Origin of the sequence: Enterobacter bugandensis, assembly GCF_900324475.1 — a bacterium.
Taxonomy (GTDB): Bacteria; Pseudomonadota; Gammaproteobacteria; order Enterobacterales; family Enterobacteriaceae; genus Enterobacter; species Enterobacter bugandensis.
In genome coordinates, this window is the sequence record NZ_LT992502.1 from 4,032,803 (window position 1) to 4,059,660 (window position 26,858).

A 26,858-nucleotide genomic window follows, 5' to 3' on the forward strand; every position below is an offset into this window, starting at 1 on the left:
AGAATTAACGTTTTCCGCTGTGCAGCCAGTATGGATCCTGCGAAATGGCTTCGTTGCGGAAATGCTCGATCTCAATCTGCTGACGGGTCTCAATGGCATGCTTAAGCCCCTGCCAGTTCTCCAGCCAGGCCTGCGCCTTCACGCCCTCGTACGCTCCCGACAGAAGCAACATGCTGTCGATATTACGCGCCAGGCGGGGAAGCTGGTCGCCATACTGGTCGCCCAGCGGATGCGCGAAGGTGGTTCTCAGCTCGGCGGCGTGGCGGGAAAGATGGATATCCGCGAAGCGTTTAAAGTTGTCCGCGATTTTGGTCTGCGCTTTTGCATCGAGGAAGACGCGCCAGCCGCGCGTCACCAGAAACTCGGTCAGCGCCAGTTTTGCCGCGGCATTTTGCGGGCTATAAAGCGCGGTTTGCGCCGACACGTCGGAAAGCAGCAGCGTTTCGGTCTGGGTCAGCAGATCGCGTAAGTGAGCGCTAGCTTTACGCGGTACGATACCGCCAAACAGCGTCAGGGTATGACGCACCAGTCCAATCGCGGCCAGCACCTGTTTTTTGGCATTTTTGACGTTACGCGCCCACAGTTCTTCATGGTACTGCCATTGGGAGAGCGCCAGCTCCAGCGCCGCTTCCATGCCCTGCTCAATGCTGGCTTTCGGGACGACGCGCAAAATCGGAGTCTCTCTCAGCACGCGTGGCGCATTTCCGGCAGCCAGGTGGTAGCCGCGCGCCGCTTTGCTCAAGCTGCCCTGACGTAAACCCGGCTGGCTTACCAGCTTGCGCGCCAGCTTCAGCACGTCGCTCGCATCCCCTTCCAGAAGTTCCAGCTCCAGCTCGCAGATCGGTTCCTGGAACTCACCCGCCTTCACCTCGCCTAAATCCAGCGCGATTTCAATGCGGCTCTTGCCTTCCGTCACCAGCCATTTCTCGCGAGCGAAATCGGTGCTGAACAGTGGCTGCACCTGCCCTGCCAGCGTGGCGGGCAGTTCGCCTTCCGGCCAGACTTCCGCCGGGAAACGTTCCAGCTCAAGTTCTGGCTTACTGATGTCGATATTGTATTCCGGGCGCTGATGCAAACCGCCGACCACGCGGCCGGCGATTTTCATCGTCATCTCGTAGCGTCCGTTCGCGCCGCGGATGCGCAGCCCCATATCGTGGTTGCGCAGCCAGTTGTCCGGCGTTTCGTAGTAGATGTTGAGCAACGGTACGGGTTCATGGTGCTCGCCGGAGAGCGTATTCAGATGCTGACGGAGCGCGTCAACGCTGTCTTTTTCGACGATAAATTTTAATTCGATTTCCTGAGCCATAGCCTTGTACTTTTGCGGGCGTCACAGACGCGTCAATGAGGGCGAACTTCCTCGCCATTTATTTGTCAGTACATAGTATTTTGCGCCAAATTGCCATGCAATGAGCAATTTGTCGGGCGTAAATGTGTAGAGTCGTGACACAGATGATTCTGATTGCTGATGAATGCTTTGCGTAGAGACACTGTTGCCACTACTATCGTTCCACTTTTTATGAAAATAACGACTAATGATGCTTAAATTACGCCTGATTGGACTTACTTTACTCGCTTTTAGCGCCGCAACCGCAGTGCACGCTGAAGAGAAGCGTTACGTTTCTGACGAACTTAACACCTGGGTGCGCAGTGGCCCCGGAGATAATTATCGCCTCGTGGGCACGGTGAATGCCGGCGAGGAAGTCACCCTGTTGCAGACCAACGCGGAGACCAATTACGGTCAGGTTCGCGACAGTTCCGGCCGTACCTCCTGGATCCCAATGAAAGAGCTGAGCACCGTGCCAAGCCTGCGCACCCGCGTGCCGGATCTGGAAAATCAGGTGAAGACCCTCACCGACAAGCTGAACAACATCGACGGGACCTGGAACCAGCGCACCGCTGAAATGCAGCAGAAAGTGGCGCAGAGCGACGGCGTGATCAACGGTCTGAAAGAAGAGAATCAAAAGCTCAAAAACGAGCTGATCGTCGCGCAGAAAAAAGTGAACGCCGCGAACCTGCAGCTTGATGACAAACAGCGCACCATTATCATGCAGTGGTTTATGTATGGCGGCGGCGTGCTGGGCGTTGGTCTGGTGCTGGGTCTGGTTCTGCCACATCTGATCCCAAGCCGTAAGCGTAAAGATCGCTGGATGAACTAATTCGTCTTCTCTGCCAGACTTACGTATCATTCTGGAAAAGAGAAAACGGGAGAGTTGGGCGTGAAGAGTTATCTGGTCGGTGGTGCGGTACGTGATGCGTTGTTAGGTCTGCCGGTCAAAGATAAAGACTGGGTGGTGGTGGGCGCCACCCCGGAAGAGATGCTCGACGCGGGCTACCAGCAGGTAGGCCGCGATTTTCCCGTGTTCCTGCATCCGAAAAGCCGGGAAGAATACGCCCTGGCGCGTACCGAACGGAAATCCGGTTCCGGTTATACGGGCTTCACCTGCTACGCCGCGCCGGATGTGACGCTGGAGCAGGATCTGCTGCGCCGCGATCTCACCATTAACGCCCTGGCCCAGGACGAAAACGGCCATATCATCGACGCCTACGGGGGGCAGGACGACCTGCGCGATCGTCTTTTGCGTCACGTCTCCCCGGCATTTTCTGAAGATCCGCTCCGCGTGCTGCGCGTGGCGCGTTTTGCCGCGCGTTACGCGCATCTGAGCTTCCGTATTGCGGATGAGACGATGGCGTTGATGACGGCCATGACCGAGGCGGGCGAGCTGGAACACCTGACGCCGGAGCGCGTCTGGAAAGAGACGGAAAATGCCCTCACCACCCGCAACCCGCAGGTCTTTTTCCAGGTTCTTCGCGACTGCGGCGCGCTGAAGGTGCTGTTCCCGGAAATCGACGCGCTGTTTGGCGTGCCCGCACCGGCGAAATGGCATCCCGAAATTGATACCGGCGTGCACACGCTGATGACGCTGAGCATGGCCGCCATGCTCAGCCCTGAGGTGGACGTACGTTTTTCCACCCTGTGCCACGATCTCGGCAAAGGCTTAACGCCGAAAGAGTTCTGGCCGCGCCATCACGGGCACGGTCCGGCGGGGGTAAAGCTGGTTGACGCGCTCTGCCAGCGTCTGCGCGTGCCGAATGACATCCGCGATCTGGCAAAGCTGGTCGCCGAGTTCCACGACCTGATCCATACCTTCCCGATCCTGAAGCCCGCCACCATCGTGAAGCTGTTCGATAATATTGACGCCTGGCGCAAGCCGCAGCGCGTGGAGCAGATTGCGCTCACCAGCGAAGCGGACGTGCGCGGTCGAACCGGGTTTGAAGCGTCCGATTATCCCCAGGGGCGTTTGCTGCGCGAAGCGTGGGAAGTCGCAAAAGCGGTGCCAACGAAAGACGTGGTTGAGGCAGGATTTAAAGGCCCGGAGATTCGCGAGGAGCTAACCAAACGGCGGATTGACGCGGTTACCGCGTGGAAGGAAAAGCGTTGCCCTCAGCCGAAAGAGTGAGGGCAATCGGTTATCAGAAGAAGACCACGTACACCGCAGCCGCGACGATAAAGCGGTAGATCGCGAACGGAATGAACGAGATACGCTTAATCAGCTGCAGGAAGGTTTTGATGGCAATCAGCGCCACGATAAAGGCGGTGATAAAGCCCACGGCAAACATCGGAATATCGCCTGTGGTCAGGAAGCCAATGCTTTTGTAAAGGTCCAGCGCGGTGGCGCCCATCATCATCGGCACCGCCAGCAGGAACGAGAACTCGGACGCCGCATAGCGGCTCACGCCCATCAGCATCCCGCCTGAAATGGTCGCACCTGAACGGGAGAAGCCCGGCCACAGCGCCAGACACTGGAAGCAGCCAATGATAAACGCCTGACGATAGGTCATATCGTCCAGGCCTTCCGCACGCGGGACTTTTGGCTTCAGCACTTCCGCGGCAATCAGCAGGAAACCGCCCACCACCAGCGCGTACATGACGTTAATCGGGTTAAACAGCGATTTAATGGTGTCGTGGAATACCAGCCCCAATACCACCGCCGGGATCATCCCGAGCAGGATGTGAATCAGCGTCAGGCGGCCTTTGCCCTCTCCTTCACGCTGCGGCAGACGGCCAAAATGGATGCCGATCAGGCCAAACAGGCGACGCCAGAACATCACCACCACCGCCAGAATCGAGCCCAGCTGAATTACCACCTCAAACGTCTTTGCGGTATCGCCTTCGAAGCCCAGCAGATGGCCAACGATAATCATATGGCCCGTACTGGAAACCGGCAAAAACTCCGTCAATCCTTCGACCACACCCAGAATTGCCGCCACCAGCAGCGAGTGCATATCGCTCATCTATAAACCCCTAAAAAAGATATAAAAAAACGGTCGCCCCTAACGGCTACCGTGAAAGATACAGCCTTAAGACCGATATAACCTAAAATGGTTTAGCAATTATGACGTTAAATCTTTCCTTTCAGATTTGTGCCACGCTCGATAATCACGCCTACGTTGGCCGCGCGCGCCACTGCCCCCGGCTTGCTCAGCTTAATGCGTACCCACGGTGAGTTGAATTTGGTCAGCAGCAGATCCGCCACCTCTTCCGCCACCCGTTCCACCAGCGCAAAACGCTGTCCTTCCACGTGGCCGATCACCGCTTCGCTGATGTCGGCATAGCTCAGACAGTCATTCACGTCATCGCTTTTTGCCGATTTGCGGTTATCCCATCCCATTTCGATATCGAACACCAGTTTCTGCTCGATGGTCTGTTCCCAGTCGTAAACACCAATTGTGGTGATTACCGAAAGTTGCTCTATAAATACAATATCCATCACGACCTGCCTGCTTTTTGGCTAAACCGGATACCACTTCCGGCGAATTATGCGTATTATCCACAGATGCTGAGAATACAGATACATTTTCAAAACGGAACAGCGTTATGAGTGCAATCGCGCCTGGAATGATCCTCCTCGCCTATCTTTGCGGCTCAATCTCCAGCGCCATTCTGGTCTGCCGCATTGCCGGGTTACCTGACCCGCGTGAAAGTGGTTCCGGGAATCCGGGAGCGACCAACGTGCTTCGAATTGGCGGCAAGGGAGCAGCCGTAGCGGTTTTGATTTTTGATGTTCTGAAGGGGATGCTACCCGTCTGGGGCGCGTATGCGCTGGGCGTCACGCCGTTCTGGCTGGGGCTCATCGCCATCGCCGCCTGCGTCGGCCATATCTGGCCCGTATTCTTCGGCTTTAAAGGCGGCAAAGGGGTGGCGACCGCCTTTGGTGCCATCGCGCCCATCGGATGGGACTTAACCGGCGTCATGGCCGGGACCTGGCTGCTGACCATTCTGCTGAGCGGCTATTCGTCGCTGGGTGCCATCGTCAGCGCGCTGATCGCCCCGTTTTACGTCTGGTGGTTTAAACCGCAGTTCACCTTCCCGGTATCGATGCTCTCCTGCCTGATCCTGCTGCGTCATCACGACAATATCCAGCGCCTGTGGCGACGCCAGGAAACGAAGATCTGGACGAAGCTCAAGCGAAAGAAAAAAGGTCCCGAGTAGGCGGTTAGTTATGCCTTATAACCAAATGTGATTTTTGTCACCTTCTGCCTGTGGTAACTGTTAGAGACACAACACAACCACACAAAAAGAAAATGGCAGAAATCACAGACACAACTCCCCTTTCAACGGCAGGAATTCCCCCTGATGGCGACATTCAGTGGGTGCGCAGTGCATCGGACGTTTCACGTCTCGTTAATGACGGCTCACAGGGCCGGGCAAATGCCCGGATCGTGGTGGGTATCGCTCTGGGCGGGATTTTCCTCGATGCCTACGATCTGGGCGCGCTGGCGTTCGGCATTAAAGACATTACCCGCGAATTTAACCTGACGCCCGCCGGTACCGGCATGGTGGCCTCGGCGATTACCTTTGGTGCCATTGTCGGGGCGCTGCTCGGCGGTTACCTCACGGATAAAATCGGGCGCTACCGCGTCTTTATGGCCGACATGGTATTCTTTGTCGTCGCCGCTATCGCCTGCGCGCTGGCCCCGAATGAATATGTGCTGGCGGGCGCGCGCTTTGTGATGGGCCTTGGCGTGGGGATCGACCTTCCCGTGGCGATGGCGTTCCTGAGCGAGTTTGCCAGGCTGAAAGGGCCGGGCAATAAGGCCTCCAGCGTCGCGATGTGGTGCCCTACCTGGTATGCGGCGATCAGCATCTCTTACCTTCTGGTTCTCTTTTTCTACGCAGTGCTGCCGGAAAGCCACAGCGACTGGCTCTGGCGTTTGATTCTCGGCTTTGGTGCAGTACCCGCACTGGTGATTATCGCCATCCGCAGCCGCTATATGAGCGAATCGCCGGTCTGGGCGGCGAATCAGGGCAACCTGAAAGAGGCGGCGTCCATTTTGCGGCAGTCGTACAATATTAACGCTCACGTCCCGCAGGATGCGCTCACCCAGCCTGCGCCTGTCGTGAATAAAGCCAAATGGTCGAACTATCTGAACCTGTTCCGCGGCATCTATCTGCGGCGTACCACGCTCGCCACGCTGCTGTCCGTCGTCTCCTCGTTCGCCTATAACGCCGTGGCCTTTGGCCTGCCGGTGATTATTTCAAGCTTCTTCGTGCAGTCTATGCTGACCACTATTGTGATCTCGCTGGCGCTGAACCTGCTTTTTGCGTTTATCGGCGGATTACTGGCGGTGCGCTACGTGCCGCGCTTCGGCGCGTGGCGGATGTCGCTGGCGGGTTACGCCTGTCAGCTTGTGGCGCTGCTGGGGCTGGCGCTGATTGGTCGACCGGACGGTGCCTCTGAAGGGGTGCTTGCCGTGGCGATGCTGGCGCTTTTCCTGTTCGGTCAGGGATTTGGCCCGGGCGCGCATACCATGACGTTCGCCTCGCTGAGCTACCCGACCTCGCTGCGCGGCGTGGGCGTGGGTCTCAACCAGACGCTGATGCGCAGCAGCTCCACGCTGTCGCTGTTCCTGTTCCCGCTGCTGGTCGCGTCTCTCGACACCGCCGTGTTCTGGGTGATTGCGCTGGCGCCGTTTATCGGTCTGGCATCATTGCTGGCGATCCGCTGGGAGCCGTCCGGGTATGATGTGGATGCGGAGGACTACCGGTAACGACACATCGCTTCGGTGGGTTGACCCCCACCGAAGTGCGCTTACAAATCTTCCAGCAGCGTTCGGGAGAGTTTTTTTAGCATTTCCAGCTCATCATCATTCATCCGCATGCTGCAACGAATCTGGTCCGGCAGCGCCATCACCTGCTTTTTCAGTTCATTCGCCTTATCGGTCAATACGACATTTTTCATCCTTTCATCCCCCACAACCGCGATACGGTTGAGAAAACCTTTTGCCTCAAGCTTCTGAACCAGCGGGGTCAATGTGCCTGAATCAAAATAGGTTTTATCGCTGAGATCGCGAAGCGGGATGTTGTCTTTCTCATAAAGAGCCATCAAAACAACAAATTGCGGATAGGTCAGATCCATCTCCTGCAGCAGGGGGCGATACTGGCGCACGAACGCATTGGTGACCGAGTACAGCGAGAAGCACAATAAATCATCTAGTGTTTTGTTTTCTTTCATTTTTCTATCAACCCTGAATCTGTTGTCTAAAAAAAATTATAAATAATGTTTGACTAAAAGTATCTTGCGCGCAAGTATTATATTAGCAACTAAGTAGCGCACTATTTAGTTATCCAATCAAATACGTTAAAAGGGGTACCACCATGAAAACATTAACCGCCATCCTGATTTCTTCCGTCTTCGCGTCAGCCGCGGCATCCGCTCAAACCACCAATACTCCAGCCCCGACCGCAGGCGTACAGGCATTTCTTGATGTCCTGAATGCTGGCAAAGGGAAACCGATGGAACAGATGACCCCGCAGGAGGCCCGCCAGGTACTGATCGGCGCACAGCAAGGAGCAAAATTGCCGCCCGCTCAGGTGACTGAAAAAACGATCCAGGTCAATGGCCAGACGATCGCCCTTAAAATTGTGAAGCCTGAACATGCTGCCGGTACGCTCCCGGTATTTATGTTCTTCCACGGTGGCGGTTGGGTGCTGGGTGATTTTCCAACCCACGAACGTTTAATCCGCGATCTGGTTCGTGCATCTGGTGCCGCAGCGGTTTACGTTGATTACACACCGTCACCTGAAGCCCATTTCCCGGTGGCAATCAATCAGGCCTATGAAGCGACAAAATGGGTAGCCGAGCACGGCCAGGAAATTGGCGTGGACGGCAGCCGTCTGGGCCTGGTTGGTAACAGCGTGGGCGGCAACATGGTGGCTTCAGTGGCGTTGCAGGCCAAACAGTTTAATGGGCCAAAAATTCGCTACAACGTGATGCTCTGGCCAGTGACGGACGCCAGCTTTGATACGGCTTCCTATCACCAGTTCGAAAATGGCTACTTCCTGTCAAAAAACATGATGAAATGGTTCTGGGACAACTACACCACCAGCGCTGCCGACCGTAACAATATCCTTGCCTCTCCGCTTCGCGCCAGCACTGCACAGTTGAAAGGCTTCCCGGAGACGCTGATTCAGACAGCTGAGCTGGACGTTCTGCGGGATGAAGGTGAAGCATTCGGGCGTAAACTGGATGCGGCTGGCGTCCCGGTGACCGTCACGCGCTATAACGGCATGATCCACGATTACGGCCTGCTTAACCCGCTGAGCCAGGAGCCAACGGTTAAAGTCGCCCTTGAGCAGGCAGGTGCAGCATTGCATGACCACCTGAAATAGGATCGTCATGCTTCACACAGAGCACGGCCCCGGGCCGTGCTTTTTAATTTCCTCTATCCATAAGCGACTCATATGACAGCCTTCATTTCCGCCAGGGCATACTGAAACGACCCCGATGATGCGCAGATGGAAGCAGCATGTTAGCAGCTCAGGTCACTGATAATACGTATAAAGGCTGGCAGGCGTCGCTTGCCCTGCAGTTTTGTCACGCCCCTGAGAAAACCCTCCTGCGTTCCGCTCGACACGTCGGGCCGCTCACCGTACAACGTCCGTTTTATCCCGAAGGAAAAACCTGCCACCTCTATCTGCTGCACCCGCCCGGCGGCGTCGTGGGCGGCGATACGCTGGATATTTCCGTTCGGCTCGATGCCAAAAGCCACGCGCTTATCACCATGCCCGGCGCCAGCAAGTTCTACCGCAGCAGCGGCCCGCAGGCGCGTCTGAGCCAGCACTTTTATCTTGATGAAAACGCCACGCTGGAGTGGCTGCCGCAGGACACCATTATCTTTCCCGGCGCGAACGCCGCGCTGCGTTCCGTCTTCCACCTTAAGGCTTCCAGCACGCTGCTGGCGTGGGAGCTGTACTGCCTGGGCCGCCCGGTAATCGGTGAGACCTTCAGCCACGGCACGCTGGAGAGCCGCCTTGAGGTGTGGGTGGATGACGAACCGCGCCTGATAGAACGCCAGCACCTCGGCGACGGCGATCTCACGCCCGTTGCCGGACACCCGTGGATCGGCACCCTGCTGTTCTATCCGGCCCGGGAAGATCATCTCGACACGGTGCGCGCGCTGCTCGCGCCTCTGGGCCATTTTGCGGAGGCAACGCTCACCGACGATCTGCTGTCGGTGCGTTTTCTCTCCCACGACAACCTGATTTGCCAGCGGGCGATGCGCGACATCTGGCAGTCGCTTCGCCCGCTTCTCACCACCAAAACCGCCTGTTCGCCGCGCATCTGGCAGACATAAGAGAAACGTTATGGAACTGACCCCCAGAGAAAAAGACAAGCTGTTGCTGTTTACCGCCGCGCTGGTTGCCGAACGCCGCCTTGCGCGCGGGGTAAAGCTCAACTACCCGGAATCGGTCGCGCTGATCAGCGCCTTCATCATGGAAGGCGCGCGCGATGGCGAAACCGTCGCCTCGCTGATGGAGGCGGGCCGCCACGTCCTTACGCGCGATCAGGTGATGGAGGGCGTGCCGGAGATGATCCCGGATATACAGGTGGAAGCCACCTTCCCGGACGGCTCCAAGCTCGTCACCGTCCACAACCCGATCGTGTAAGGAGCACGTGATGATCCCAGGTGAATACCAGATCCAGCCCGGCACTATTGCGATCAACGTCGGGCGAGACACTCAAAACGTGATTGTGGAAAACCACGGCGACAGGCCGATCCAGGTCGGATCGCACTACCACTTTTACGAGGTCAACCCGGCGCTGAAGTTTGATCGCGAAGCCACCAGGGGCTACCGGCTGAACATTCCGGCGGGTACCGCCGTGCGCTTCGAGCCAGGCCAGAAGCGAGAGGTGACGCTGGTGCAGGTGACGGGCGCGCAGCGCATTTTTGGCTTTCGCGGCGAGGTCATGGGCGAGGTGAAACATGGCTGAAATTTCACGTCAGGCGTATGCCGACATGTTCGGCCCCACTACCGGGGATAAAGTGCGGCTGGCGGACAGCGAGCTGTGGATCGAAGTGGAAAACGATCTCACGGTCTACGGCGAAGAGGTCAAGTTCGGCGGCGGGAAGGTGATCCGCGACGGCATGGGTCAGGGGCAGATGACCGCTGACAGCTGCGTGGATCTGGTTCTCACCAACGCGCTGATCGTCGACCACTGGGGGATCGTGAAGGCCGATATCGGCGTGAAGCACGGGCGGATCTTCGCCGTCGGCAAAGCCGGGAACCCGGACATTCAGCCCGGCGTGACGATCCCGATCGGCGCCGCGACGGAAGTGATTGCCGCCGAGGGGAAGATCGTCACCGCCGGCGGGATCGACACCCACATCCACTGGATCTGCCCTCAGCAGGCGGAAGAGGCGCTGGTCTCCGGGGTCACCACCATGATTGGCGGCGGCACCGGACCGGCGGCGGGCACCAACGCCACCACCTGTACGCCGGGGCCGTGGTATATCGCCCGCATGCTGCAGGCTGCCGATACGCTGCCGGTGAATATTGGCCTGCTCGGCAAAGGTAACGGCTCCAACCCGGATGCCCTGCGCGAGCAGATCGCCGCCGGCGCCATCGGGCTGAAGATCCACGAAGACTGGGGCGCGACGCCCGCGGCGATCAACTGCTCGCTGGAGGTGGCCGAAGAGATGGATATTCAGGTGGCGCTGCACAGCGACACGCTGAACGAGTCCGGTTTTGTCGAAGACACGCTGGCGGCCATCGGCGGGCGCACCATCCACACCTTCCACACCGAAGGCGCGGGCGGCGGCCACGCGCCGGATATCATCACCGCCTGCGCGCACCCGAATATTCCGCCCTCTTCCACCAATCCTACCTTGCCCTACACGGTGAACACCATCGACGAGCACCTCGACATGCTGATGGTTTGCCATCACCTCGACCCGGATATCGCCGAGGACGTGGCGTTTGCCGAATCCCGCATTCGCCGGGAGACCATCGCCGCGGAAGACGTGCTGCACGATATCGGCGCGTTCTCGCTCACCTCGTCAGATTCGCAGGCCATGGGCCGCGTCGGGGAAGTGATTATCCGCACCTGGCAGGTGGCGCACCGCATGAAGGTCCAGCGCGGCGCGCTGCCGGAAGAGACGGGCGATAACGACAACTTCCGGGTGAAGCGCTATGTCGCCAAATACACCATTAACCCGGCGCTGACCCACGGCATCGCCCATGAAGTCGGTTCGATTGAGGCGGGCAAGCTGGCGGATCTGGTGGTCTGGTCCCCCGCCTTCTTTGGCGTAAAACCCGCCACCATCGTCAAGGGCGGGATGATCGCCTGCGCGCCGATGGGCGACATCAACGCCTCGATCCCCACGCCGCAGCCAGTGCATTACCGCCCGATGTTTGGCGCGCTGGGCGCCGCACGTCACGCCACGCGGCTGACGTTTGTTTCTCAGGCGGCCCACGCGAACGGCATCCCGCAGCAGCTCAGCCTGCAGAGCGCCACGGCGGTGGTAAAAGGCTGCCGGACGGTGAAAAAGGCCGACATGATCCATAACGCTCTGCAACCGAACATCACCGTCGATTCGCAAACCTACGAGGTGCGCGTCGACGGTGAACTGATTACCAGCGAACCGGCTGACGTTCTGCCGATGGCGCAACGCTATTTCCTGTTTTGAGGAGTGAAGATGATCTATTTGACCCAACGTCTGGACCACGCGCATCCGACTACCGCCAGCGTCACGCTGCCGATTGACGTGCGGGTGAAAAGCCGCGCTCGCGTGGCGCTTAACGACGGCCGCGAAGCCGGACTGATGCTGCCGCGCGGCCTGCTGCTGCGCGGGGGCGACCTATTGACCACCGACGACGGCAGAGAAGTGATCGAAGTGATCGCCGCCCCGGAGTCGGTTTCCGTGGTGCGCTGCGCCGATCCGTTCCTGCTCGCCCGCGCCTGCTACCACCTGGGCAACCGCCACGTACCGCTGCAGGTCATGCCCGGCGAGCTGCGTTATCACCACGATCACGTTCTCGACGACATGCTGCGCCAGTTCGGGCTGGAGGTAACCTTCGCCAGCCTGCCGTTTGAACCGGAAGCGGGCGCTTACGCCAGCGATGCCCACAGCCATAGCCATAGCCATAGCCATAGCCATAGCCATTCTCACGCCCATTCACATTAAGGATCAATCATGCGTAAGTATTTACCGCTGTTACTGCTGGCTTTTTCCGTTCCCGCGCTCGCGCATCCCGGCCACGGCGCCGACAGCTTTCAGGCCGGTTTTCTCCATCCGCTGACCGGGCTGGATCACCTGCTGATGCTGACCGGGGCTGGCGTGCTGTCTGCCCTGAGCGGCCGCAAGCTCCTGCTGCCGTTTGCCACCCTCGGCATGATGCTTGTCGGCGCCGTTGCGGGCAGCCTGCTCGGCGGCTTTAGCGGCATGGAGATGCTGATTATCGCCTCGCTGGCGGTCTGCGGGGTGATGATGTTTAAAACTGAAAACCGCCTGCTGCTGGCGGTACCTGCCCTGGCGATGTTCCACGGCTGGGCGCACGGGGTGGAGATGTCTGGCCACAGCTTCTGGCTGTTCACCAGCGGTTTTATGCTGGCCAGCGCGACGGTGCTGTGCGCCAGTTTCGCCGCAGGCTTGCTGCTGCGCCGTCACGACGGGCTGCGTAAAACCTTCGGCGGCGGGCTGATTGTCTCCGCCCTGCTGGCGCTGATGAGCTGATGGAGCACGCCCGCCAGCGGCTGCGCCTGATGCAGCTCTCCAGCAGTAGCCTGCCGGTCGGATCGTTTACCTGGTCGCAGGGGCTGGAGTGGGCCGTAGAGGCGGGCTGGGTTACGAGCACCGACGCCTTCAGACGCTGGCAGATCCAGCAGATGGAGCAGAGCTTTTTCTGCGTCGATCTGCCGATGTTTATCCGGCTGTTCCGGGCCTGCGAACAGCAGGATGTCGCGGCAGCAAAACGCTGGACGACATATCTGCTCGCCTGCCGGGAAACGCGCGAGCTGCGCGAAGAGGAGCGCAACCGTGGTGCGGCCTTTACGCGCCTGATTAAAAGCTGGGAGCCGAACTGCCCGGCAGAGTGGCTGTCGCTGTTTGCACAGAGCCAGCTCTGCGGCATGGCGTGGCTCGGCGTGCGCTGGGGCATTGGCGCGCGCGAGCTGGCGCTGAGCCTCGGCTACAGCTGGATTGAGAGCGCGGTGATGGCGGGCGTCAAGCTGGTGCCGTTCGGGCAGCAGGCCGCACAGCAGCTGATTATCGACCTGAGCGACCATTTTGCCGCCGGGTTTGAACAGGCATTTTTACGTGGCGACGACGCGCTGGGGGCAGCTACGCCACTGTCGGCTATCGCCTCCGCGCGCCACGAAACACAATATTCACGACTATTCCGTTCCTGAGGAGTCAACATGGCTGATTACAAACATCCCCTGCGCGTTGGCGTGGGCGGCCCGGTAGGCTCGGGCAAAACCGCCCTGCTGGAAGCGCTCTGCAAGGCGATGCGCGACACGTACCATCTGGCGGTGGTGACCAATGATATCTACACCAAAGAGGATCAGCGCATCCTCACCGAGGCGGGCGCGCTTGAGCCGGAGCGCATCGTGGGCGTGGAGACGGGCGGCTGCCCGCATACCGCCATCCGCGAAGATGCCTCAATGAACCTCGCGGCGGTAGAAGCACTCAGCGAGAAGTTCGGTAATCTGGATCTGATCTTCGTTGAAAGCGGCGGGGACAACCTGAGCGCGACCTTCAGCCCGGAGCTGGCGGACCTGACCATTTACGTGATCGACGTGGCCGAAGGGGAAAAAATTCCGCGCAAGGGCGGACCGGGGATCACCAAATCCGATTTTCTGGTGATCAACAAAACCGATCTTGCGCCATACGTGGGGGCGTCGCTGGAGGTGATGGAGCGTGATACTAACCGCATGCGCGGCGAGCGCCCGTGGACGTTTACCAACCTGAAGGCGGGTGACGGTCTGGGGACGATTATTGCGTTTCTGGAAGAGAAAGGGATGCTGCGGGTGTAGTCGTAAATTTCCCTCTCCCCTGTGGGGAGAGGGTTAGGGTGAGGGGGTTACGCCTCAGGCAGTTCCGCCAGCGGCCAGCGCGGACGCACGGACACGCTCAGGTCGGACGTTGCCCCCGCATTCAGGCGCACCATCCCGGCGTAAGCGATCATCGCCCCGTTATCGGTACAGAATTCCGGACGCGCGTAGAACACTTCCCCGCGACGCTTTTGCATCATCTCCGCAAGCTTCGCACGCAGCGTGCGGTTGGCGCTGACGCCGCCCGCCATCACCAGGCGCTTAAACCCGGTCTGATCCAGCGCACGCTTGCACTTGATCATCAGCGTATCCACTACCGCATCTTCGAACGCGCGGGCGATATCGGCGCGGGTCTGCTCATCGTTGTCGTTATTGCGGATAGTATTCGCCGCGAAGGTTTTCAGCCCGGAGAAGCTGAAATCCAGCCCCGGACGGTCGGTCATCGGACGCGGGAAGACGAAGCGCCCTTCCGTTCCCTGCGACGCCATTTTAGAGAGCATCGGGCCGCCTGGGTAATCCAGACCCAGCAGCTTGGCGGTTTTATCGAACGCTTCGCCGGCGGCATCGTCGATCGACTCGCCCAGCAACTCGTACTTGCCAATACCCGTTACGCTAATCAGCTGGGTATGCCCGCCGGAAACCAGCAGCGCCACAAACGGGAACTCGGGCGGATTGTCTTCCAGCATCGGCGCCAGAAGATGCCCTTCCATGTGGTGAACCGGAATGGCGGGAACGTCCCACGCGAAGGCCAGCGAACGCCCTACCGTTGCGCCGACCAGCAGCGCACCGACCAGACCCGGCCCTGCGGTATAGGCTACGGCGTCAATATCGGTTGAGCTTAATCCGGCCTCTTTCAGCGCCGCCTGAATCAGGGGAACCGTTTTACGCACGTGGTCACGAGAGGCCAGTTCAGGTACGACGCCGCCGTAGTCAGCGTGCAATTTCACCTGACTATACAGCTGGTTGGCCAGAAGCCCTTTTTCGTCGTCGTAAATGGCGATGCCGGTTTCATCGCAGGATGTTTCAATACCCAGTACACGCATGACTTGTTTTACCTCGTTTCAATACCGCGCAGTGTAGAGCCTGGGCGGGTTGATGTAAAACTTTGTTCGCCCCAGGAAGAAGGCTCGTGTATACTCCTCACCCTTATTAAAGTCCCTTTCAAAATCGCATCGGTGCTTTACAAAGCAGCAGCATTTGCAGTAAAATTCCGCACCATTTTGAAATAAGCTGGCGTTGATGCCAGCGGCAAACCGAATTTATTAAAGGTGAGAGTTACATGCCGGTAATTAAAGTACGTGAAAACGAGCCGTTCGACGTAGCACTGCGTCGCTTCAAACGTTCATGCGAGAAAGCAGGTGTTCTGGCTGAAGTTCGTCGTCGTGAGTTTTATGAAAAACCAACGACCGAACGTAAGCGCGCTAAAGCTTCCGCTGTGAAACGTCACGCGAAGAAACTGGCTCGCGAAAACGCACGCCGTACTCGTCTGTACTAATCTGTTGAGGGCCAACGCCCTCAATTGACAGACAGAGTAGTAGTCGTAAGGCCGTGCTTCCGGAAGGAATGCGCGGCTTGTTTTCGTTTATAAGTCGCTTAAATTTTTGGGGCATATGGCCGGAAGAATCCCACGCGTTTTCATCAATGACCTGCTCGCCAGAACCGACATCGTCGATCTCATCGACGCGCGGGTAAAGCTGAAAAAGCAGGGCAAGAACTACCATGCGTGCTGTCCGTTCCATAACGAAAAAACCCCCTCCTTCACCGTAAACGGTGAAAAGCAGTTTTACCATTGCTTCGGCTGTGGCGCACACGGTAATGCCGTCGATTTTTTAATGAACTACGACAAGCTCGAGTTCGTTGAAACCGTCGAAGAACTGGCGGCGATGCATAATCTTGAAGTGCCGTATGAAGCAGGCAGTGGGCCAAGTCAGATCGAGCGCCATCAGCGGCAAACGCTGTATCAACTGATGGATGGCCTGAATTCGTTTTACCAACAGTCTCTTAAGCACTCTGCGGCTGAGCCTGCGCGTCAGTATCTGAACAAGCGCGGACTGAGCGACGATGTGATTGCGCGTTTCGCTATTGGTTACGCCCCGCCCGGCTGGGACAACGTGTTAAAGCGTTTTGGCGGCAATAGCGAAGATCGTAAATCCCTCATCGACGCAGGCATGCTGGTCACTAACGACCAGGGACGAAGCTACGACCGCTTCCGTGAACGGGTGATGTTCCCGATCCGCGACAAGCGTGGCCGGGTAATTGGTTTTGGTGGTCGCGTGCTGGGTGATGCCCTGCCGAAATACCTCAACTCTCCGGAAACCGATATTTTCCATAAGGGCCGCCAGTTGTACGGTCTTTATGAGGCGCAGCAGGACAATGCGGAACCTCCGCGTCTGCTGGTCGTCGAAGGCTATATGGACGTCGTTGCGCTGGCGCAGTACGACATTAACTACGCGGTTGCGTCGTTAGGTACGTCCACCACTGCCGATCATATTCAACTGCTGTTCAGGGTGACCAACAACGTCATCTGCTGTTACGACGGTGACCGAGCCGGACGCGACGCCGCCTGGCGAGCGCTGGAAACCGCGCTGCCGTATATGACCGACGGACGTCAGCTACGCTTTATGTTCCTGCCCGACGGTGAAGACCCGGATACGCTGGTGCGTAAAGAGGGCAAAGCGGCATTCGAAGCGCGGATGGAGCAGGCACAGCCGCTCTCCACGTTTCTGTTTAACAGCCTGATGCCGCAGGTGGATTTGAGTACCCCTGACGGGCGCGCGCAGCTCAGTACCCTGGCGCTGCCGTTAATCAGCCAGGTGCCCGGCGAAACGCTGCGCATCTACCTGCGTCAGGAGTTAGGCAACAAGCTCGGTATCCTGGATGACAGCCAGCTTGAACGTTTAATGCCTAAACAGGCTGAAAACGGCACGGTTCGCCCCGCGCCTCAGCTAAAACGCACAACCATGCGTATACTGATAGGGTTACTGGTGCAAAACCCCGAACTTGCTCCGCAAGTGCCGTCGCTGGCGGGTTTGAACCACGAAAAGTTGCCCGGACTTGGCTTATTTTCAGAACTGGTCAACACTTGTTTGTCTCAGCCAGGTCTGACCACCGGACAACTTTTAGAGCATTATCGCGGCACAAAAGAGGCCGCTACCCTTGAAAAACTGTCGATGTGGGACGATATAGCAGATAAGGAAATTGCAGAAAAAACGTTCACCGACTCGCTCAACCATATGTTTGATTCGATGCTTGAGTTGCGCCAGGAAGAGTTGATAGCTCGCGAGCGCACCCATGGCTTAAGCAGCGAAGAACGCCGGGAGCTCTGGATGATTAACCAGGAACTGGCGAAGAAATAAAAAATTTAACGGCTTAAGTGCCGAATATCGATCGGGAAGCCCCCGGCAGCCGCACTGAGAGGCAGCGGCAAAAATATAAGTACGCCCTCGCTTTAAAGGTTGGCAGCACCATCGCCGACACCAATCAAACGAATTAAGTGTGGATACCGTCTTATGGAGCAAAACCCGCAGTCACAGCTGAAACTTCTTGTCCAACGCGGTAAGGAGCAAGGCTATCTGACCTATGCCGAGGTCAATGACCATCTGCCGGAAGATATCGTCGATTCAGACCAGATCGAAGACATCATCCAAATGATCAATGACATGGGCATTCAGGTGATGGAAGAAGCACCGGATGCCGATGATCTGTTGCTGGCTGAAACCTCCAACAACACTGACGAAGATGCGGAAGAAGCTGCTGCACAGGTCCTGTCCAGCGTGGAATCTGAAATCGGGCGTACCACTGACCCGGTCCGCATGTACATGCGCGAAATGGGTACCGTTGAACTGTTGACCCGCGAAGGCGAAATTGACATCGCAAAACGCATCGAAGACGGGATCAACCAGGTTCAGTGCTCTGTTGCCGAATACCCGGAAGCGATTACCTATCTGCTGGAGCAGTACGATCGCGTTGAAGCGGAAGAAGCGCGCCTGTCTGACCTGATCACCGGTTTTGTCGACCCGAACGCTGAAGAAGATATGGCGCCTACCGCCACTCACGTCGGTTCTGAGCTGTCTCAGGAAGAGATGGATGACGACGAAGATGAAGATGAGGAAGAAGACGACGACAGCGCGGACGATGACAACAGCATCGACCCGGAACTGGCGCGCGAGAAGTTTGCCGAGCTGCGTACCCAGTACGAAGTAACGCGTGACACCATCAAAGCGAAAGGCCGCAGCCATGCCGCCGCTCAGGAAGAGATCCTGAAGCTGTCTGAAGTGTTCAAACAGTTCCGCCTGGTGCCAAAACAGTTCGACTACCTGGTAAACAGCATGCGCGTGATGATGGATCGCGTACGCACCCAGGAACGCATCATCATGAAGCTGTGCGTTGAGCAGTGCAAAATGCCGAAGAAGAACTTCATCACCCTCTTCACCGGCAACGAAACCAGCGAAACCTGGTTCAACGCGGCTATCGCGATGAACAAGCCGTGGTCTGAAAAACTGCACGACGTGAAGGACGATGTCTATCGCGGTCTGCAGAAGCTGCAGCAAATTGAAGAAGAGACCGGCCTGACCATCGAGCAGGTCAAAGACATCAACCGTCGCATGTCCATCGGTGAAGCGAAAGCCCGCCGTGCGAAGAAAGAGATGGTTGAGGCGAACTTGCGTCTGGTTATCTCTATCGCCAAGAAATACACCAACCGCGGTCTGCAGTTCCTGGATCTGATTCAGGAAGGCAACATCGGTCTGATGAAAGCGGTAGATAAGTTTGAATACCGTCGTGGTTACAAGTTCTCTACTTACGCGACATGGTGGATCCGTCAGGCGATCACCCGCTCTATCGCGGACCAGGCACGCACCATCCGTATTCCGGTTCATATGATTGAGACCATCAACAAGCTCAACCGTATCTCCCGCCAGATGCTGCAGGAGATGGGCCGCGAGCCGACGCCGGAAGAGCTGGCCGAGCGCATGCTGATGCCGGAAGACAAGATCCGTAAAGTGCTGAAGATCGCCAAAGAGCCTATCTCCATGGAAACACCAATCGGTGATGATGAAGATTCGCATCTGGGGGATTTCATCGAGGATACCACCCTCGAGCTGCCGCTGGACTCGGCTACTACCGAGAGCCTGCGTGCCGCCACGCACGACGTTCTGGCTGGCCTGACCGCCCGTGAAGCAAAAGTGCTGCGTATGCGTTTCGGTATCGATATGAACACCGACCACACGCTGGAAGAAGTGGGTAAACAGTTCGACGTGACCCGCGAACGTATCCGTCAGATCGAAGCGAAGGCGCTGCGTAAGCTGCGTCATCCAAGCCGCTCTGAAGTGCTGCGTAGCTTCCTGGACGACTAATCCTGGTAAACAGCAAAAAGCTCCCAATCGGGAGCTTTTTTTTTGTTTATTCCCTCTCCCCGTGGGAGAGGGTCAGGGTGAGGGCAACAGGCCGCAGAAGCCCCTAAAGCCCCCGCACCATCAGCGCCTCATCCAGCTCCCTGTAGGCCTCCACCAGCTTATCCAGCGTCGCTCTGTTGAGCCCGCTAGGATTCGGCAACACCCACACCTGCGTAACGCCAATGGTGATGCTCTGCTTACCCCACTTAGCCCCGCGCTGGCTAAACGCCTGCTCGTAGGCCTGCTTACCGAGGATCGCCAGCGCGGCCGGCTGATAGTCTTCAATCTTCTTCACCAGTTCCCGCCCGCCGCTGCGCAGCTCATGCAGGTTGACCTCGCTTGCCTGTACCGTCGGCCGCTCGACCAGCATGCTAATTCCGCAGCGCGTGTCCAGCAAATGCTGCTCCTCTTCAGGCTTGAGTAACCTGTCGGTAAACCCAGCCTGATAGATCACCTTCCAGAAGCGATTGCCCGGATGGGCGAAGTGAAAGCCGGTGTGCGCCGAGGACTTTCCCGGGTTGATTCCGCAAAACACCACCCGCAGGCCAGGGGCCAGAATGTCGTTGATCATCTTTACTCCCACTGATACGTCGTTATGGAAGTATAAAGGATTGATTATGCATTGTTTATAAAAACAGCAGGCAGGTGTGAATGGCTGGATTGCTGCGGGGAGTTACTTTATAATTCACCGCCACGGCCCCTTAGCTCAGTGGTTAGAGCAGGCGACTCATAATCGCTTGGTCGCTGGTTCAAGTCCAGCAGGGGCCACCAAATTTTAGTGTTAGAATCATATGATTAAGCCACTCTAGCGAGTGGCTTTTTTGTTGGCTGAATAACGGGTACCATCTTGTTGTCCCCTGAGTTTTCCCCCAAGCATTCGCCAGGCTGTATCCCTCCTTTGATTTTGCTGCCCCCTATGCAAGCACATACGGAATCAATCACACGTAGCCCGGCCTGCCGCTCACCCTCACAAACTGCAAATCTAAAGAAATCCCCCATCGCGCCGATCATCATCCGTGTGTATTATTTCCTGTAGCTTTTACAACAACTACCCTTAACTCAAATACTTAAGCGCCAAAGCGAAAGGCATCATGAGCACACCGATCAAACGGCTAGAAATCATTAAAAATGCCATTGAACTGGAAGATGACGACATCATCCAGAGCCAGCTGACACGCCTGAAAAATGAAGCGTTTGACGATGAGCTACAGGCAATCGTCGTGGCGCTTGAGGAAAAGAACTACACCGCGGCCATGGCGGCCATAACCGCCTGGCTGCAGGGCCAACGCGCCGTGACCCAGTGGCGTGACCCACAGGTAGCCGCCAGCAAGCTGGAGCTGAAGGCGCTGGAAGAGCGTCTGCGCGATCTGATTGACCACCGCAACGCGCGCGTGCAGCAGCTTGATGAGTTCAACGATCTCTATTTCTCCCGCCTCGGACCGCTGATGCAGCAGATCCTCGCCCTGCGTAAAACGCTGGCGGAGCTGAACCTGCGTCGTCAGCAGGCGGAGGCACGTCGTCGCGAGGAGGATTACCGCCGCTGTCAGCGCTATATGGCGCAGGCGGTGGAGGTGCTGGCGACGCTTACCCAGCGCTGGCGCGATCTCCCGGCTGACTCCGTCCAGGCCGCTCAGGCGCGTAAGCATCTGGAGCAGCAAAGCAATCTGATTACCAACCTGCTGGCCGAAGCGCTCGAACTGGAAAGCGGCTTAACGCGCGAAGAAGAGCCCGCGCGTCAGGCGCGCGACGAGGCCAACGAAGAGTACGAGAAGTATCGCGAACAGCATCACGATGCCGAAGTGCGGCTGCGCAAGGGCAAACATCTCTCGGAAGAAGATCAGAACGAACTCAAGCGCCTCTGGCGGCAGGCGAGCAAGCTCTGCCATCCGGATTTAGTCGCAGACGATCTGAAAGAGGAAGCCAACGCGATGATGGTGCAGCTCAACCAGGCCAAACAGCGCGGCGACGTCAAAACCATTCGCTCGCTGGTGGCCCGCCTGCAGCAGGGGTTCGAGCCATTGATGGCGAGCGACAGGCTGAACGATCTGGAGCGTATCCGCAAAAAAATGGCGCAGGTCCGCGAGCAAATCGACACCCTAGTGAACGAGCTGGCGGAGCTGGAAAAAGAGGAGTCCTGGCTGCTGGTATCGTCGCTGAGCAATATGGAAGCGTACTTTGCTCAGCAGGAGAAAGCGCTAAAAGAGGTATGCGCCTCGCTCGAACATCAGGTTAACGAAGCGCAGATGGATTCGGCAGCCTGATTATTTAGCGTGCCAGTATGCGCTGGCACGCACCAGATGCTGGTCAATCGCGTTGGTTTCAAACTGGCGGCTCAGGCTTTTTACCACCTTCCCTTCTCCGGTCAGCCAGATAAAGTAATCCTCCGCCGGCACGGCCAGCGCCGCCAGACGGTCAGCCACCGCCTGCTCGCTGTGGCCCACCACCCAGGTGATGTTGAAATCACTCAGGTGCGCCAGATAGTCCTTATAAGATTCATCACCTACGGTCACCACCGCGTGAATCTCCGGACAAACCGGCAGTTTAGCAATGCTCTCTAAACGTCGACGCAGCGCCGGCATGCCGGACTCGTCGCACACGTACAGCTGCCAGGCGTAATCCTCCGGCACTACCAGCGAACCGCGCGGGCCGCCGATCGTCAACCTGTCGCCCGCCTTCGCCTCGACTGCCCAGCCGCTGGCAATCCCGCCGTCATGAATGAAGAAATCGAGCGCCAGCTCATGATTTGCCTCATCGTACAGCGGCGTATAGTCGCGCGCCTGTGGACGTACGCCGTCGCCCCAGTCGATGCCTTCATCGGTGACCTTCGGCGGGACAAACGTGGTGCCAGGTGCAGGGAAAAAGACTTTGGTGTGGTCGTCGAAGCCGCGGGAGCTAAAGCCCTCCAGCGCCTCGCCGCCTAAAACAATGCGCTGAAAGCCTGCGCTAACGCGTTCAACGCGGCGCACCGTCAGCTCGCGAAAGCGCAGGTCATTACGCACGCGCTGTGGGTAACGGGTAGATGCCATTTTTAGCCTCTTCTCTGGTGAATACGATATATCGGAATTGAATTTTAAATGATAATGATTACTAATCAGTAAAAAAGCAAGATTTTTTAGATTGCATCTGAATATATCTTAGATATAGTTTAGATATATCAAATTAAGAGACATAACATGCGACATGAACACGACGGCGGTGGACGCCGACCGCGCTTTTTCGGCCACGGCGACCTGCGACTGGTGATTCTGGATATCCTGACCCGCAGCGCCAGCCACGGCTATGAGCTGATCAAAGAGATCGAGAACCTGACCCAGGGGAACTACACGCCGAGCCCCGGTGTGATCTACCCGACGCTGGATTATCTGCAGGATCAAACCTTTATCATTATTACGGAAGAAGAGAGCGGTCGTAAGAAGATTGCGATTACCGCTGAAGGACAACGCTGGCTGGACGAAAACCGGGAACAGCTGGAACAGATCCAGGTGCGTATTAAGGCGCGCAGCGTCGGCTTTGAGCTGCGCAAAAACCCGCAGATGAAGCGGGCGCTGGATAACTTTAAAGCGGTGTTAGACCTGAAGGTAAATCAGGGAGAGCTCAGCGACGCGCAGCTCAAGCAGATTATCGGCATAATCGACCGCGCGGCGCTGGAGATCTCCCAGCTGGATTAAGCCGGCGCGTGCTCGCTCACTCGGAATACGCGTACCAGCTCTTTCAGGTGCATCGCCTGCTCGTTAAGGGATGCCGCCGCCGCGACGGACTCCTCCACCAGCGCAGAGTTCTGCTGGGTGGTGGCATCAATCAGGCCAATCGCGCTGTTGATCTGCGAGATCCCCTCCGTCTGCTCGTGGCTGGCCTGGCGGATCTCGCGCAGGATCGTGTCCATCTCCTCCACGTTGCCGACCATGCCGTTGATCAACGCGCTCGCTTTTTCCACCAGATTCATCCCGTCCTGGGTCTGGCTAGTGGAGCTCTCGATCAGCTCGCGAATTTCACTGGCAGACGACGCGCTCTTCTGGGCAAGCTGGCGAACCTCACCGGCAACCACCGCGAAGCCGCGGCCGTGCTCGCCCGCACGCGCCGCTTCCACCGCCGCGTTCAGCGCCAGAATGTTGGTCTGGAACGCAATAGCGTCGATCAGGTCGATAATGTCGGACATCCGGTTCGACGTCTCGTTAATCAGGCGCATTTTGCTGGTCACCTGCTTCATCATCTCCCCGTTGTTTTTGACCACCGTGGCGGCATCTGCCGAGAGATTAGTCGCTTCCCCGGTGTGCGAGGCGGTGTTTTTCACCGTCGCGGTGATCTGCTCCATCGAGGCGGCGGTCTGTTCAACGGAACTTGCCTGCTCCTCGGTGCGCGCGGCAAGATCCTGGTTACCGGCGACAATCTGCGCGGCTGCGCTGGAGATATTCTCCGAGCCTGTTTGCACCTGCTGCACAATATCCAGCAGGCGGTTTTTCATCTCCATCAGCGCGTGCAGCAATAGGCCCGTTTCGTCTTTGCCGTGCGGCGTGATACTGCCCGTCAGGTCGCCCTCTGAAATGGCATTGGCAAAATTCACCGCCTCGCCGAGTGGGCGGGTAATAGCGCGCACGATAAACCAGCCAATCAGGCTGCCAGCGGCGACGCTAAAGAGGGTGATCAGGATCAGCAGCAGTCGGCTGGACCTGAAGTCTCCTTCCACCTGCGCCCCCGCGCTCTGCATCTCATGGTTCTGAATCGCAATCAGCTCCTGCACTTTAGCTTTATAGGCCTGCTGCACGGTGAGGGTATGGGTCATCATCTCCTGGATAGCACCCGCACGGTCATTATTCTGCACCGCCTGCAAAATGCGATAGCGCGAGTCCAGATACTGCTGACGAACGTCGCGGATCTCGGCAAGGACCTGCTGCGATTTCGGGTCCTGCAACACCGTATTCAGCTCGCCCAAAATCACCGTGATATGCTCGCTGATCTCTTTAAGATGCTGCTGCGACTGTGCCGTGTACGTTCCCTGTTCATCCAGCAGCATGAGCTGCTGAGTGCTAATAAATTCCTGGAAGTTGTCGATTAACTGGTTCGCTTTTACCGTGGTGGGATAATCATGGGTAATGATGGATTGCATCCCGTTGTTAGCCCGGTTCAGGCTCAGTAAGGACATACTGGCGCTGATCACCATCAGGACAATAAAGAATCCAAACGCCAGAAATAATTTCGTGCCGATCTTTACGTCATGTAAGAACATATTTACTCCATCGATGTGATTATTTCTCAGACGATCGCTGTTATCGGTAACGAATCCGCTAACTTTATGACTTTGATCGTTTTTTTATTTCATAACCATCACAATGGATAGGTAGAGGCTATTAATTCCGCCCCATCGATCGTTACCAGACCACCAGAACAGGGTTTTGCAAAATAGCATCGGGGAAAACTGACTTAGGCAGGAATAAATAACTGAGGCACTTTCTTTAGTTATTTAATATCTCATTAACAATAAAAAACATTAATAGTCACAACCACAAATAAAAAAGCCGTTTATTCCTTACGGCATAAACGACTTTTCCGGAACATTACTGGCTCAATGGAGCACCGTCACCGCATCCTTAAGACGCCCGGCGCGGTGTTTCACCATGGCAGAGATGTGCGCGCTCTCCTCGACCAGGTCGGCATTTTTTTGCGTAATGCTGTCCAGTTCCGCCACCGCGCGGGTTAGCTCTGACAACCCGGTCGCCTGTTCGGACGTCGAGTGGCTGATCTGCGCGATGAGCTGCGTGACGTTTTTCACCTGCTCGACAATGTCATCCATCGTGCGGCCTGCGGCGTGCACCTGCTCGGAGCCGGACTGTACCCTGCTGGCGCTGGCATCAATCAGCTTGCGGATATCGTTAGCCGCATTCGCGCTGCGGCTGGCAAGGTGGCGAACTTCCCCCGCGACCACGGCAAAGCCTTTCCCCTGCTCGCCGGCTCTTGCCGCTTCAACGGCCGCATTCAGCGCCAGGATATTGGTCTGGAAAGCGATGTCGTTAATCAGGGAGGTAATCGAGCCGATGCGCTGCGTGCTATCGGCGATGTCATCCATCGTTTTCACCACGGTCTGCATCGCGTTGCCGCCTTTCGTCGCCGCGCTGCTCGCGGCGACGGAGAGTTTGTCCACTTCGGCGGCGGTTTCTGAGTTGCTCTGAACGGAAGCGGCCATCTGGTTCATCGTTGCGACGGTCTGCTGCACGTTCGCCACGGTCTGACGCGTACGATCGTTCAGCGCTTCGTTCCCCTGCGCCAGCCTGTCGCTGCCGTCACGGACGCTCATCACCTGGCTTGAGACGTCATTGATGAGCCAGCGGCACATCAGCCCCAGCTGTCCTACCGCGCGCAGGGTCAGCCCCAGCTCGTCGCTGCGGTTCAGATGCTGCACGCTGTTGCGCTCGCCGGTCGCCACCTTCAGCGCCTGATGCGCGACGTTTTCGATCGGGCGGACAATTTGCTGCTCAAACAGCAGCGTTCCCAGCAGCGTTATCACGGCGGCCGCTGCGAGCGGCGCCCAGCCTGCGGAGGTGGTCACCAGGGTAGCGGCAAGCGCGGCAAAGAGCGCCGCCATCACGCTGCGTACGCGCCAGCGTAGCGGCATGGAAGGAAGTTTACCCAACCAGCCCTTACGCACCACCAGTCCTTTTTGGATGCGTTTTTTACAGCTCCCGTTATTCAGCGCCCGGTAGAGCGGCTCTACGGCAGCGATCTCTTCCTCCGTGGCTTTGGTGCGGATCGACATATACCCCGTCACCTGCCCATTCCGCACCATCGGTACCGCATTCGCACGCACCCAGTAATGATCGCCATTTTTACGCCGGTTTTTGACAATGCCGCTCCACGGCTCACCCTGCTGCAGGGTGTACCACATATCGGCAAACGCCGCTTTTGGCATGTCGGGATGGCGCACCAGATTGTGCGGCTGGCCCATCAGCTCATCAAGCTGATAGCCGCTCACCTGCACAAAGGTGTCGTTTGCATGGGTCATATAGCTGTGGACGTCGGTGGTCGACATTAAGGTGGTGTCATCGTCCAGAGGATAATTATTCTGGGTGACACAGGAAGGAGAAGACATGACGGGCATTCCTTGCAGGTTATTCGAATGTTAATTTTGTGGTTTATT

The 26,858-nt window shown here is 57.4% G+C and carries 27 protein-coding genes and 1 tRNA gene; 19 read left to right on the forward strand and 9 right to left on the reverse strand.

Features of this window, described 5'->3' with window-relative positions:
• Window positions 1–4: 4 nt before the first annotated feature.
• Window positions 5–1,306: a CYTH domain-containing protein gene (locus DG357_RS19455; RefSeq protein WP_028014456.1), complete on the reverse strand. Its 1,302-nt coding sequence runs from the start codon at window positions 1,304–1,306 to the stop codon at window positions 5–7.
• Window positions 1,307–1,535: 229 nt separating this feature from the next.
• Here DG357_RS19455 and DG357_RS19460 point away from each other — a divergent pair, with 229 nt between their 5' ends.
• Both DG357_RS19460 and DG357_RS19465 read left to right on the forward strand, forming a co-directional pair.
• A complete protein-coding gene (locus DG357_RS19460) occupies window positions 1,536–2,156 on the forward strand; it encodes a TIGR04211 family SH3 domain-containing protein (protein WP_028014457.1) in 621 nt (206 codons plus the stop codon).
• A gap of 60 nt (window positions 2,157–2,216) precedes the next feature.
• Window positions 2,217–3,458, forward strand: a complete 1,242-nt coding sequence (locus DG357_RS19465) for a multifunctional CCA addition/repair protein (protein WP_088204306.1) — start codon at window positions 2,217–2,219, stop codon at window positions 3,456–3,458.
• Window positions 3,459–3,471: 13 nt separating this feature from the next.
• Here the strand turns inward: DG357_RS19465 and bacA are convergent, their stop codons facing one another.
• Both bacA and folB read right to left on the reverse strand, forming a co-directional pair.
• Window positions 3,472–4,293 carry an undecaprenyl-diphosphate phosphatase gene (gene bacA / locus DG357_RS19470; RefSeq protein WP_028014459.1) on the reverse strand — a complete coding sequence of 274 codons (822 nt, stop codon included), beginning with the start codon at window positions 4,291–4,293 and terminating at the stop codon, window positions 3,472–3,474.
• Between the two features lie 107 nt (window positions 4,294–4,400).
• The gene (gene folB / locus DG357_RS19475) at window positions 4,401–4,769 is read right to left on the reverse strand and encodes a bifunctional dihydroneopterin aldolase/7,8-dihydroneopterin epimerase (RefSeq protein WP_028014460.1); all 369 of its coding nucleotides are present in this window, start codon (window positions 4,767–4,769) and stop codon (window positions 4,401–4,403) included.
• Between the two features lie 107 nt (window positions 4,770–4,876).
• Here folB and plsY point away from each other — a divergent pair, with 107 nt between their 5' ends.
• Both plsY and DG357_RS19485 read left to right on the forward strand, forming a co-directional pair.
• The gene (gene plsY / locus DG357_RS19480; RefSeq protein WP_088204286.1) at window positions 4,877–5,491 is read left to right on the forward strand and encodes a glycerol-3-phosphate 1-O-acyltransferase PlsY; all 615 of its coding nucleotides are present in this window, start codon (window positions 4,877–4,879) and stop codon (window positions 5,489–5,491) included.
• A gap of 92 nt (window positions 5,492–5,583) precedes the next feature.
• Complete coding sequence (locus tag DG357_RS19485; protein WP_028014461.1) at window positions 5,584–7,050, forward strand: MFS transporter; 1,467 nt, start codon at window positions 5,584–5,586, stop codon at window positions 7,048–7,050.
• 41 nt (window positions 7,051–7,091) lie between these two features.
• Here DG357_RS19485 and DG357_RS19490 read toward each other — a convergent pair whose 3' ends face one another.
• Window positions 7,092–7,514 carry a MarR family winged helix-turn-helix transcriptional regulator gene (locus DG357_RS19490; RefSeq protein WP_063943065.1) on the reverse strand — a complete coding sequence of 141 codons (423 nt, stop codon included), beginning with the start codon at window positions 7,512–7,514 and terminating at the stop codon, window positions 7,092–7,094.
• A 143-nt stretch (window positions 7,515–7,657) separates the two neighbouring features.
• On the opposite strand from DG357_RS19490, the gene DG357_RS19495 reads away from it, so the two are divergent.
• From DG357_RS19495 to ureG, 9 genes are all read left to right on the forward strand, one after another.
• A complete protein-coding gene (locus tag DG357_RS19495; protein WP_028014463.1) occupies window positions 7,658–8,671 on the forward strand; it encodes an alpha/beta hydrolase in 1,014 nt (337 codons plus the stop codon).
• A 137-nt stretch (window positions 8,672–8,808) separates the two neighbouring features.
• Window positions 8,809–9,636: an urease accessory protein UreD gene (locus DG357_RS19500; protein ID WP_088204287.1), complete on the forward strand. Its 828-nt coding sequence runs from the start codon at window positions 8,809–8,811 to the stop codon at window positions 9,634–9,636.
• A 10-nt stretch (window positions 9,637–9,646) separates the two neighbouring features.
• Complete coding sequence (locus DG357_RS19505) at window positions 9,647–9,949, forward strand: urease subunit gamma (protein ID WP_003862556.1); 303 nt, start codon at window positions 9,647–9,649, stop codon at window positions 9,947–9,949.
• A gap of 10 nt (window positions 9,950–9,959) precedes the next feature.
• Complete coding sequence (locus tag DG357_RS19510) at window positions 9,960–10,274, forward strand: urease subunit beta (RefSeq protein ID WP_088204288.1); 315 nt, start codon at window positions 9,960–9,962, stop codon at window positions 10,272–10,274.
• Window positions 10,267–11,970, forward strand: coding sequence for an urease subunit alpha (gene ureC / locus DG357_RS19515; protein WP_088204289.1), 1,704 nt, complete (start codon window positions 10,267–10,269; stop codon window positions 11,968–11,970). The genes DG357_RS19510 and ureC overlap by 8 nt, the downstream gene beginning before the upstream one ends.
• Window positions 11,971–11,979: 9 nt before the next feature.
• A complete protein-coding gene (gene ureE / locus DG357_RS19520) occupies window positions 11,980–12,468 on the forward strand; it encodes an urease accessory protein UreE (RefSeq protein ID WP_088204290.1) in 489 nt (162 codons plus the stop codon).
• Between the two features lie 9 nt (window positions 12,469–12,477).
• A complete protein-coding gene (locus tag DG357_RS19525) occupies window positions 12,478–13,017 on the forward strand; it encodes a HupE/UreJ family protein (protein ID WP_063155320.1) in 540 nt (179 codons plus the stop codon).
• A complete protein-coding gene (locus DG357_RS19530; RefSeq protein ID WP_088204291.1) occupies window positions 13,017–13,691 on the forward strand; it encodes an urease accessory protein UreF in 675 nt (224 codons plus the stop codon). Before DG357_RS19525 ends, DG357_RS19530 begins: the two co-directional genes overlap by 1 nt.
• A 9-nt stretch (window positions 13,692–13,700) precedes the next feature.
• Window positions 13,701–14,318, forward strand: coding sequence for an urease accessory protein UreG (gene ureG, locus DG357_RS19535; protein ID WP_022651876.1), 618 nt, complete (start codon window positions 13,701–13,703; stop codon window positions 14,316–14,318).
• Window positions 14,319–14,365: 47 nt separating this feature from the next.
• Here the strand turns inward: ureG and tsaD are convergent, their stop codons facing one another.
• The gene (tsaD, locus tag DG357_RS19540) at window positions 14,366–15,379 is read right to left on the reverse strand and encodes a tRNA (adenosine(37)-N6)-threonylcarbamoyltransferase complex transferase subunit TsaD (RefSeq protein WP_041908060.1); all 1,014 of its coding nucleotides are present in this window, start codon (window positions 15,377–15,379) and stop codon (window positions 14,366–14,368) included.
• 236 nt (window positions 15,380–15,615) lie between these two features.
• Between tsaD and rpsU the strand changes: the two genes are divergently transcribed.
• The 3 genes from rpsU to rpoD all read left to right on the forward strand — a co-directional run bounded on the left by rpsU (window position 15,616) and on the right by rpoD (window position 19,690).
• Window positions 15,616–15,831: a 30S ribosomal protein S21 gene (gene rpsU, locus DG357_RS19545; RefSeq protein WP_001144069.1), complete on the forward strand. Its 216-nt coding sequence runs from the start codon at window positions 15,616–15,618 to the stop codon at window positions 15,829–15,831.
• 115 nt (window positions 15,832–15,946) lie between these two features.
• Window positions 15,947–17,692, forward strand: coding sequence for a DNA primase (gene dnaG, locus DG357_RS19550; RefSeq protein ID WP_028014472.1), 1,746 nt, complete (start codon window positions 15,947–15,949; stop codon window positions 17,690–17,692).
• Window positions 17,693–17,845: 153 nt separating this feature from the next.
• Window positions 17,846–19,690: an RNA polymerase sigma factor RpoD gene (gene rpoD, locus DG357_RS19560; RefSeq protein ID WP_028014473.1), complete on the forward strand. Its 1,845-nt coding sequence runs from the start codon at window positions 17,846–17,848 to the stop codon at window positions 19,688–19,690.
• A 103-nt stretch (window positions 19,691–19,793) separates the two neighbouring features.
• Here the strand turns inward: rpoD and mug are convergent, their stop codons facing one another.
• Window positions 19,794–20,300 (reverse strand): G/U mismatch-specific DNA glycosylase, encoded by a 507-nt coding sequence (mug, locus tag DG357_RS19565; RefSeq protein ID WP_088204292.1) that lies wholly within the window; start codon window positions 20,298–20,300, stop codon window positions 19,794–19,796.
• 124 nt (window positions 20,301–20,424) lie between these two features.
• Here mug and DG357_RS19570 point away from each other — a divergent pair.
• Window positions 20,425–20,500 (forward strand) — tRNA-Ile (locus DG357_RS19570).
• 320 nt (window positions 20,501–20,820) lie between these two features.
• Window positions 20,821–21,990: a coiled-coil domain-containing protein gene (locus DG357_RS19580; RefSeq protein WP_088204294.1), complete on the forward strand. Its 1,170-nt coding sequence runs from the start codon at window positions 20,821–20,823 to the stop codon at window positions 21,988–21,990.
• On the opposite strand, the gene DG357_RS19585 is transcribed toward DG357_RS19580, so the two are convergent.
• Window positions 21,991–22,755, reverse strand: a complete 765-nt coding sequence (locus tag DG357_RS19585) for a siderophore-interacting protein (RefSeq protein WP_088204295.1) — start codon at window positions 22,753–22,755, stop codon at window positions 21,991–21,993.
• Between the two features lie 147 nt (window positions 22,756–22,902).
• Here DG357_RS19585 and DG357_RS19590 point away from each other — a divergent pair, with 147 nt between their 5' ends.
• Entirely contained in the window at window positions 22,903–23,397 is a 495-nt protein-coding gene (locus tag DG357_RS19590; RefSeq protein WP_088204296.1) for a PadR family transcriptional regulator, read from the forward strand.
• On the opposite strand, the gene DG357_RS19595 is transcribed toward DG357_RS19590, so the two are convergent.
• Both DG357_RS19595 and DG357_RS19600 read right to left on the reverse strand, forming a co-directional pair.
• Window positions 23,394–24,953, reverse strand: a complete 1,560-nt coding sequence (locus tag DG357_RS19595) for a methyl-accepting chemotaxis protein (RefSeq protein WP_028014479.1) — start codon at window positions 24,951–24,953, stop codon at window positions 23,394–23,396. The two genes, DG357_RS19590 and DG357_RS19595, sit on opposite strands and share 4 nt — an antisense overlap.
• A gap of 336 nt (window positions 24,954–25,289) precedes the next feature.
• Window positions 25,290–26,810, reverse strand: coding sequence for a methyl-accepting chemotaxis protein (locus DG357_RS19600; protein ID WP_088204297.1), 1,521 nt, complete (start codon window positions 26,808–26,810; stop codon window positions 25,290–25,292).
• Window positions 26,811–26,858 lie beyond the last annotated feature (48 nt).

Coding starts and splice junctions, on each gene's coding strand:
- DG357_RS19455 (WP_028014456.1), bottom strand. CDS start 1,306: ATGGCTCAGGAAATCGAATTAAAATTTATCGTCGAAAAAGACAGCGTT.
- DG357_RS19460 (WP_028014457.1), top strand. CDS start 1,536: ATGCTTAAATTACGCCTGATTGGACTTACTTTACTCGCTTTTAGCGCC.
- bacA (WP_028014459.1), bottom strand. CDS start 4,293: ATGAGCGATATGCACTCGCTGCTGGTGGCGGCAATTCTGGGTGTGGTC.
- folB (WP_028014460.1), bottom strand. CDS start 4,769: ATGGATATTGTATTTATAGAGCAACTTTCGGTAATCACCACAATTGGT.
- plsY (WP_088204286.1), top strand. CDS start 4,877: ATGAGTGCAATCGCGCCTGGAATGATCCTCCTCGCCTATCTTTGCGGC.
- DG357_RS19485 (WP_028014461.1), top strand. CDS start 5,584: ATGGCAGAAATCACAGACACAACTCCCCTTTCAACGGCAGGAATTCCC.
- DG357_RS19490 (WP_063943065.1), bottom strand. CDS start 7,514: ATGAAAGAAAACAAAACACTAGATGATTTATTGTGCTTCTCGCTGTAC.
- DG357_RS19495 (WP_028014463.1), top strand. CDS start 7,658: ATGAAAACATTAACCGCCATCCTGATTTCTTCCGTCTTCGCGTCAGCC.
- DG357_RS19500 (WP_088204287.1), top strand. CDS start 8,809: ATGTTAGCAGCTCAGGTCACTGATAATACGTATAAAGGCTGGCAGGCG.
- DG357_RS19505 (WP_003862556.1), top strand. CDS start 9,647: ATGGAACTGACCCCCAGAGAAAAAGACAAGCTGTTGCTGTTTACCGCC.
- DG357_RS19510 (WP_088204288.1), top strand. CDS start 9,960: ATGATCCCAGGTGAATACCAGATCCAGCCCGGCACTATTGCGATCAAC.
- ureC (WP_088204289.1), top strand. CDS start 10,267: ATGGCTGAAATTTCACGTCAGGCGTATGCCGACATGTTCGGCCCCACT.
- ureE (WP_088204290.1), top strand. CDS start 11,980: ATGATCTATTTGACCCAACGTCTGGACCACGCGCATCCGACTACCGCC.
- DG357_RS19525 (WP_063155320.1), top strand. CDS start 12,478: ATGCGTAAGTATTTACCGCTGTTACTGCTGGCTTTTTCCGTTCCCGCG.
- DG357_RS19530 (WP_088204291.1), top strand. CDS start 13,017: ATGGAGCACGCCCGCCAGCGGCTGCGCCTGATGCAGCTCTCCAGCAGT.
- ureG (WP_022651876.1), top strand. CDS start 13,701: ATGGCTGATTACAAACATCCCCTGCGCGTTGGCGTGGGCGGCCCGGTA.
- tsaD (WP_041908060.1), bottom strand. CDS start 15,379: ATGCGTGTACTGGGTATTGAAACATCCTGCGATGAAACCGGCATCGCC.
- rpsU (WP_001144069.1), top strand. CDS start 15,616: ATGCCGGTAATTAAAGTACGTGAAAACGAGCCGTTCGACGTAGCACTG.
- dnaG (WP_028014472.1), top strand. CDS start 15,947: ATGGCCGGAAGAATCCCACGCGTTTTCATCAATGACCTGCTCGCCAGA.
- rpoD (WP_028014473.1), top strand. CDS start 17,846: ATGGAGCAAAACCCGCAGTCACAGCTGAAACTTCTTGTCCAACGCGGT.
- mug (WP_088204292.1), bottom strand. CDS start 20,300: ATGATCAACGACATTCTGGCCCCTGGCCTGCGGGTGGTGTTTTGCGGA.
- DG357_RS19580 (WP_088204294.1), top strand. CDS start 20,821: ATGAGCACACCGATCAAACGGCTAGAAATCATTAAAAATGCCATTGAA.
- DG357_RS19585 (WP_088204295.1), bottom strand. CDS start 22,755: ATGGCATCTACCCGTTACCCACAGCGCGTGCGTAATGACCTGCGCTTT.
- DG357_RS19590 (WP_088204296.1), top strand. CDS start 22,903: ATGCGACATGAACACGACGGCGGTGGACGCCGACCGCGCTTTTTCGGC.
- DG357_RS19595 (WP_028014479.1), bottom strand. CDS start 24,953: ATGTTCTTACATGACGTAAAGATCGGCACGAAATTATTTCTGGCGTTT.
- DG357_RS19600 (WP_088204297.1), bottom strand. CDS start 26,810: ATGTCTTCTCCTTCCTGTGTCACCCAGAATAATTATCCTCTGGACGAT.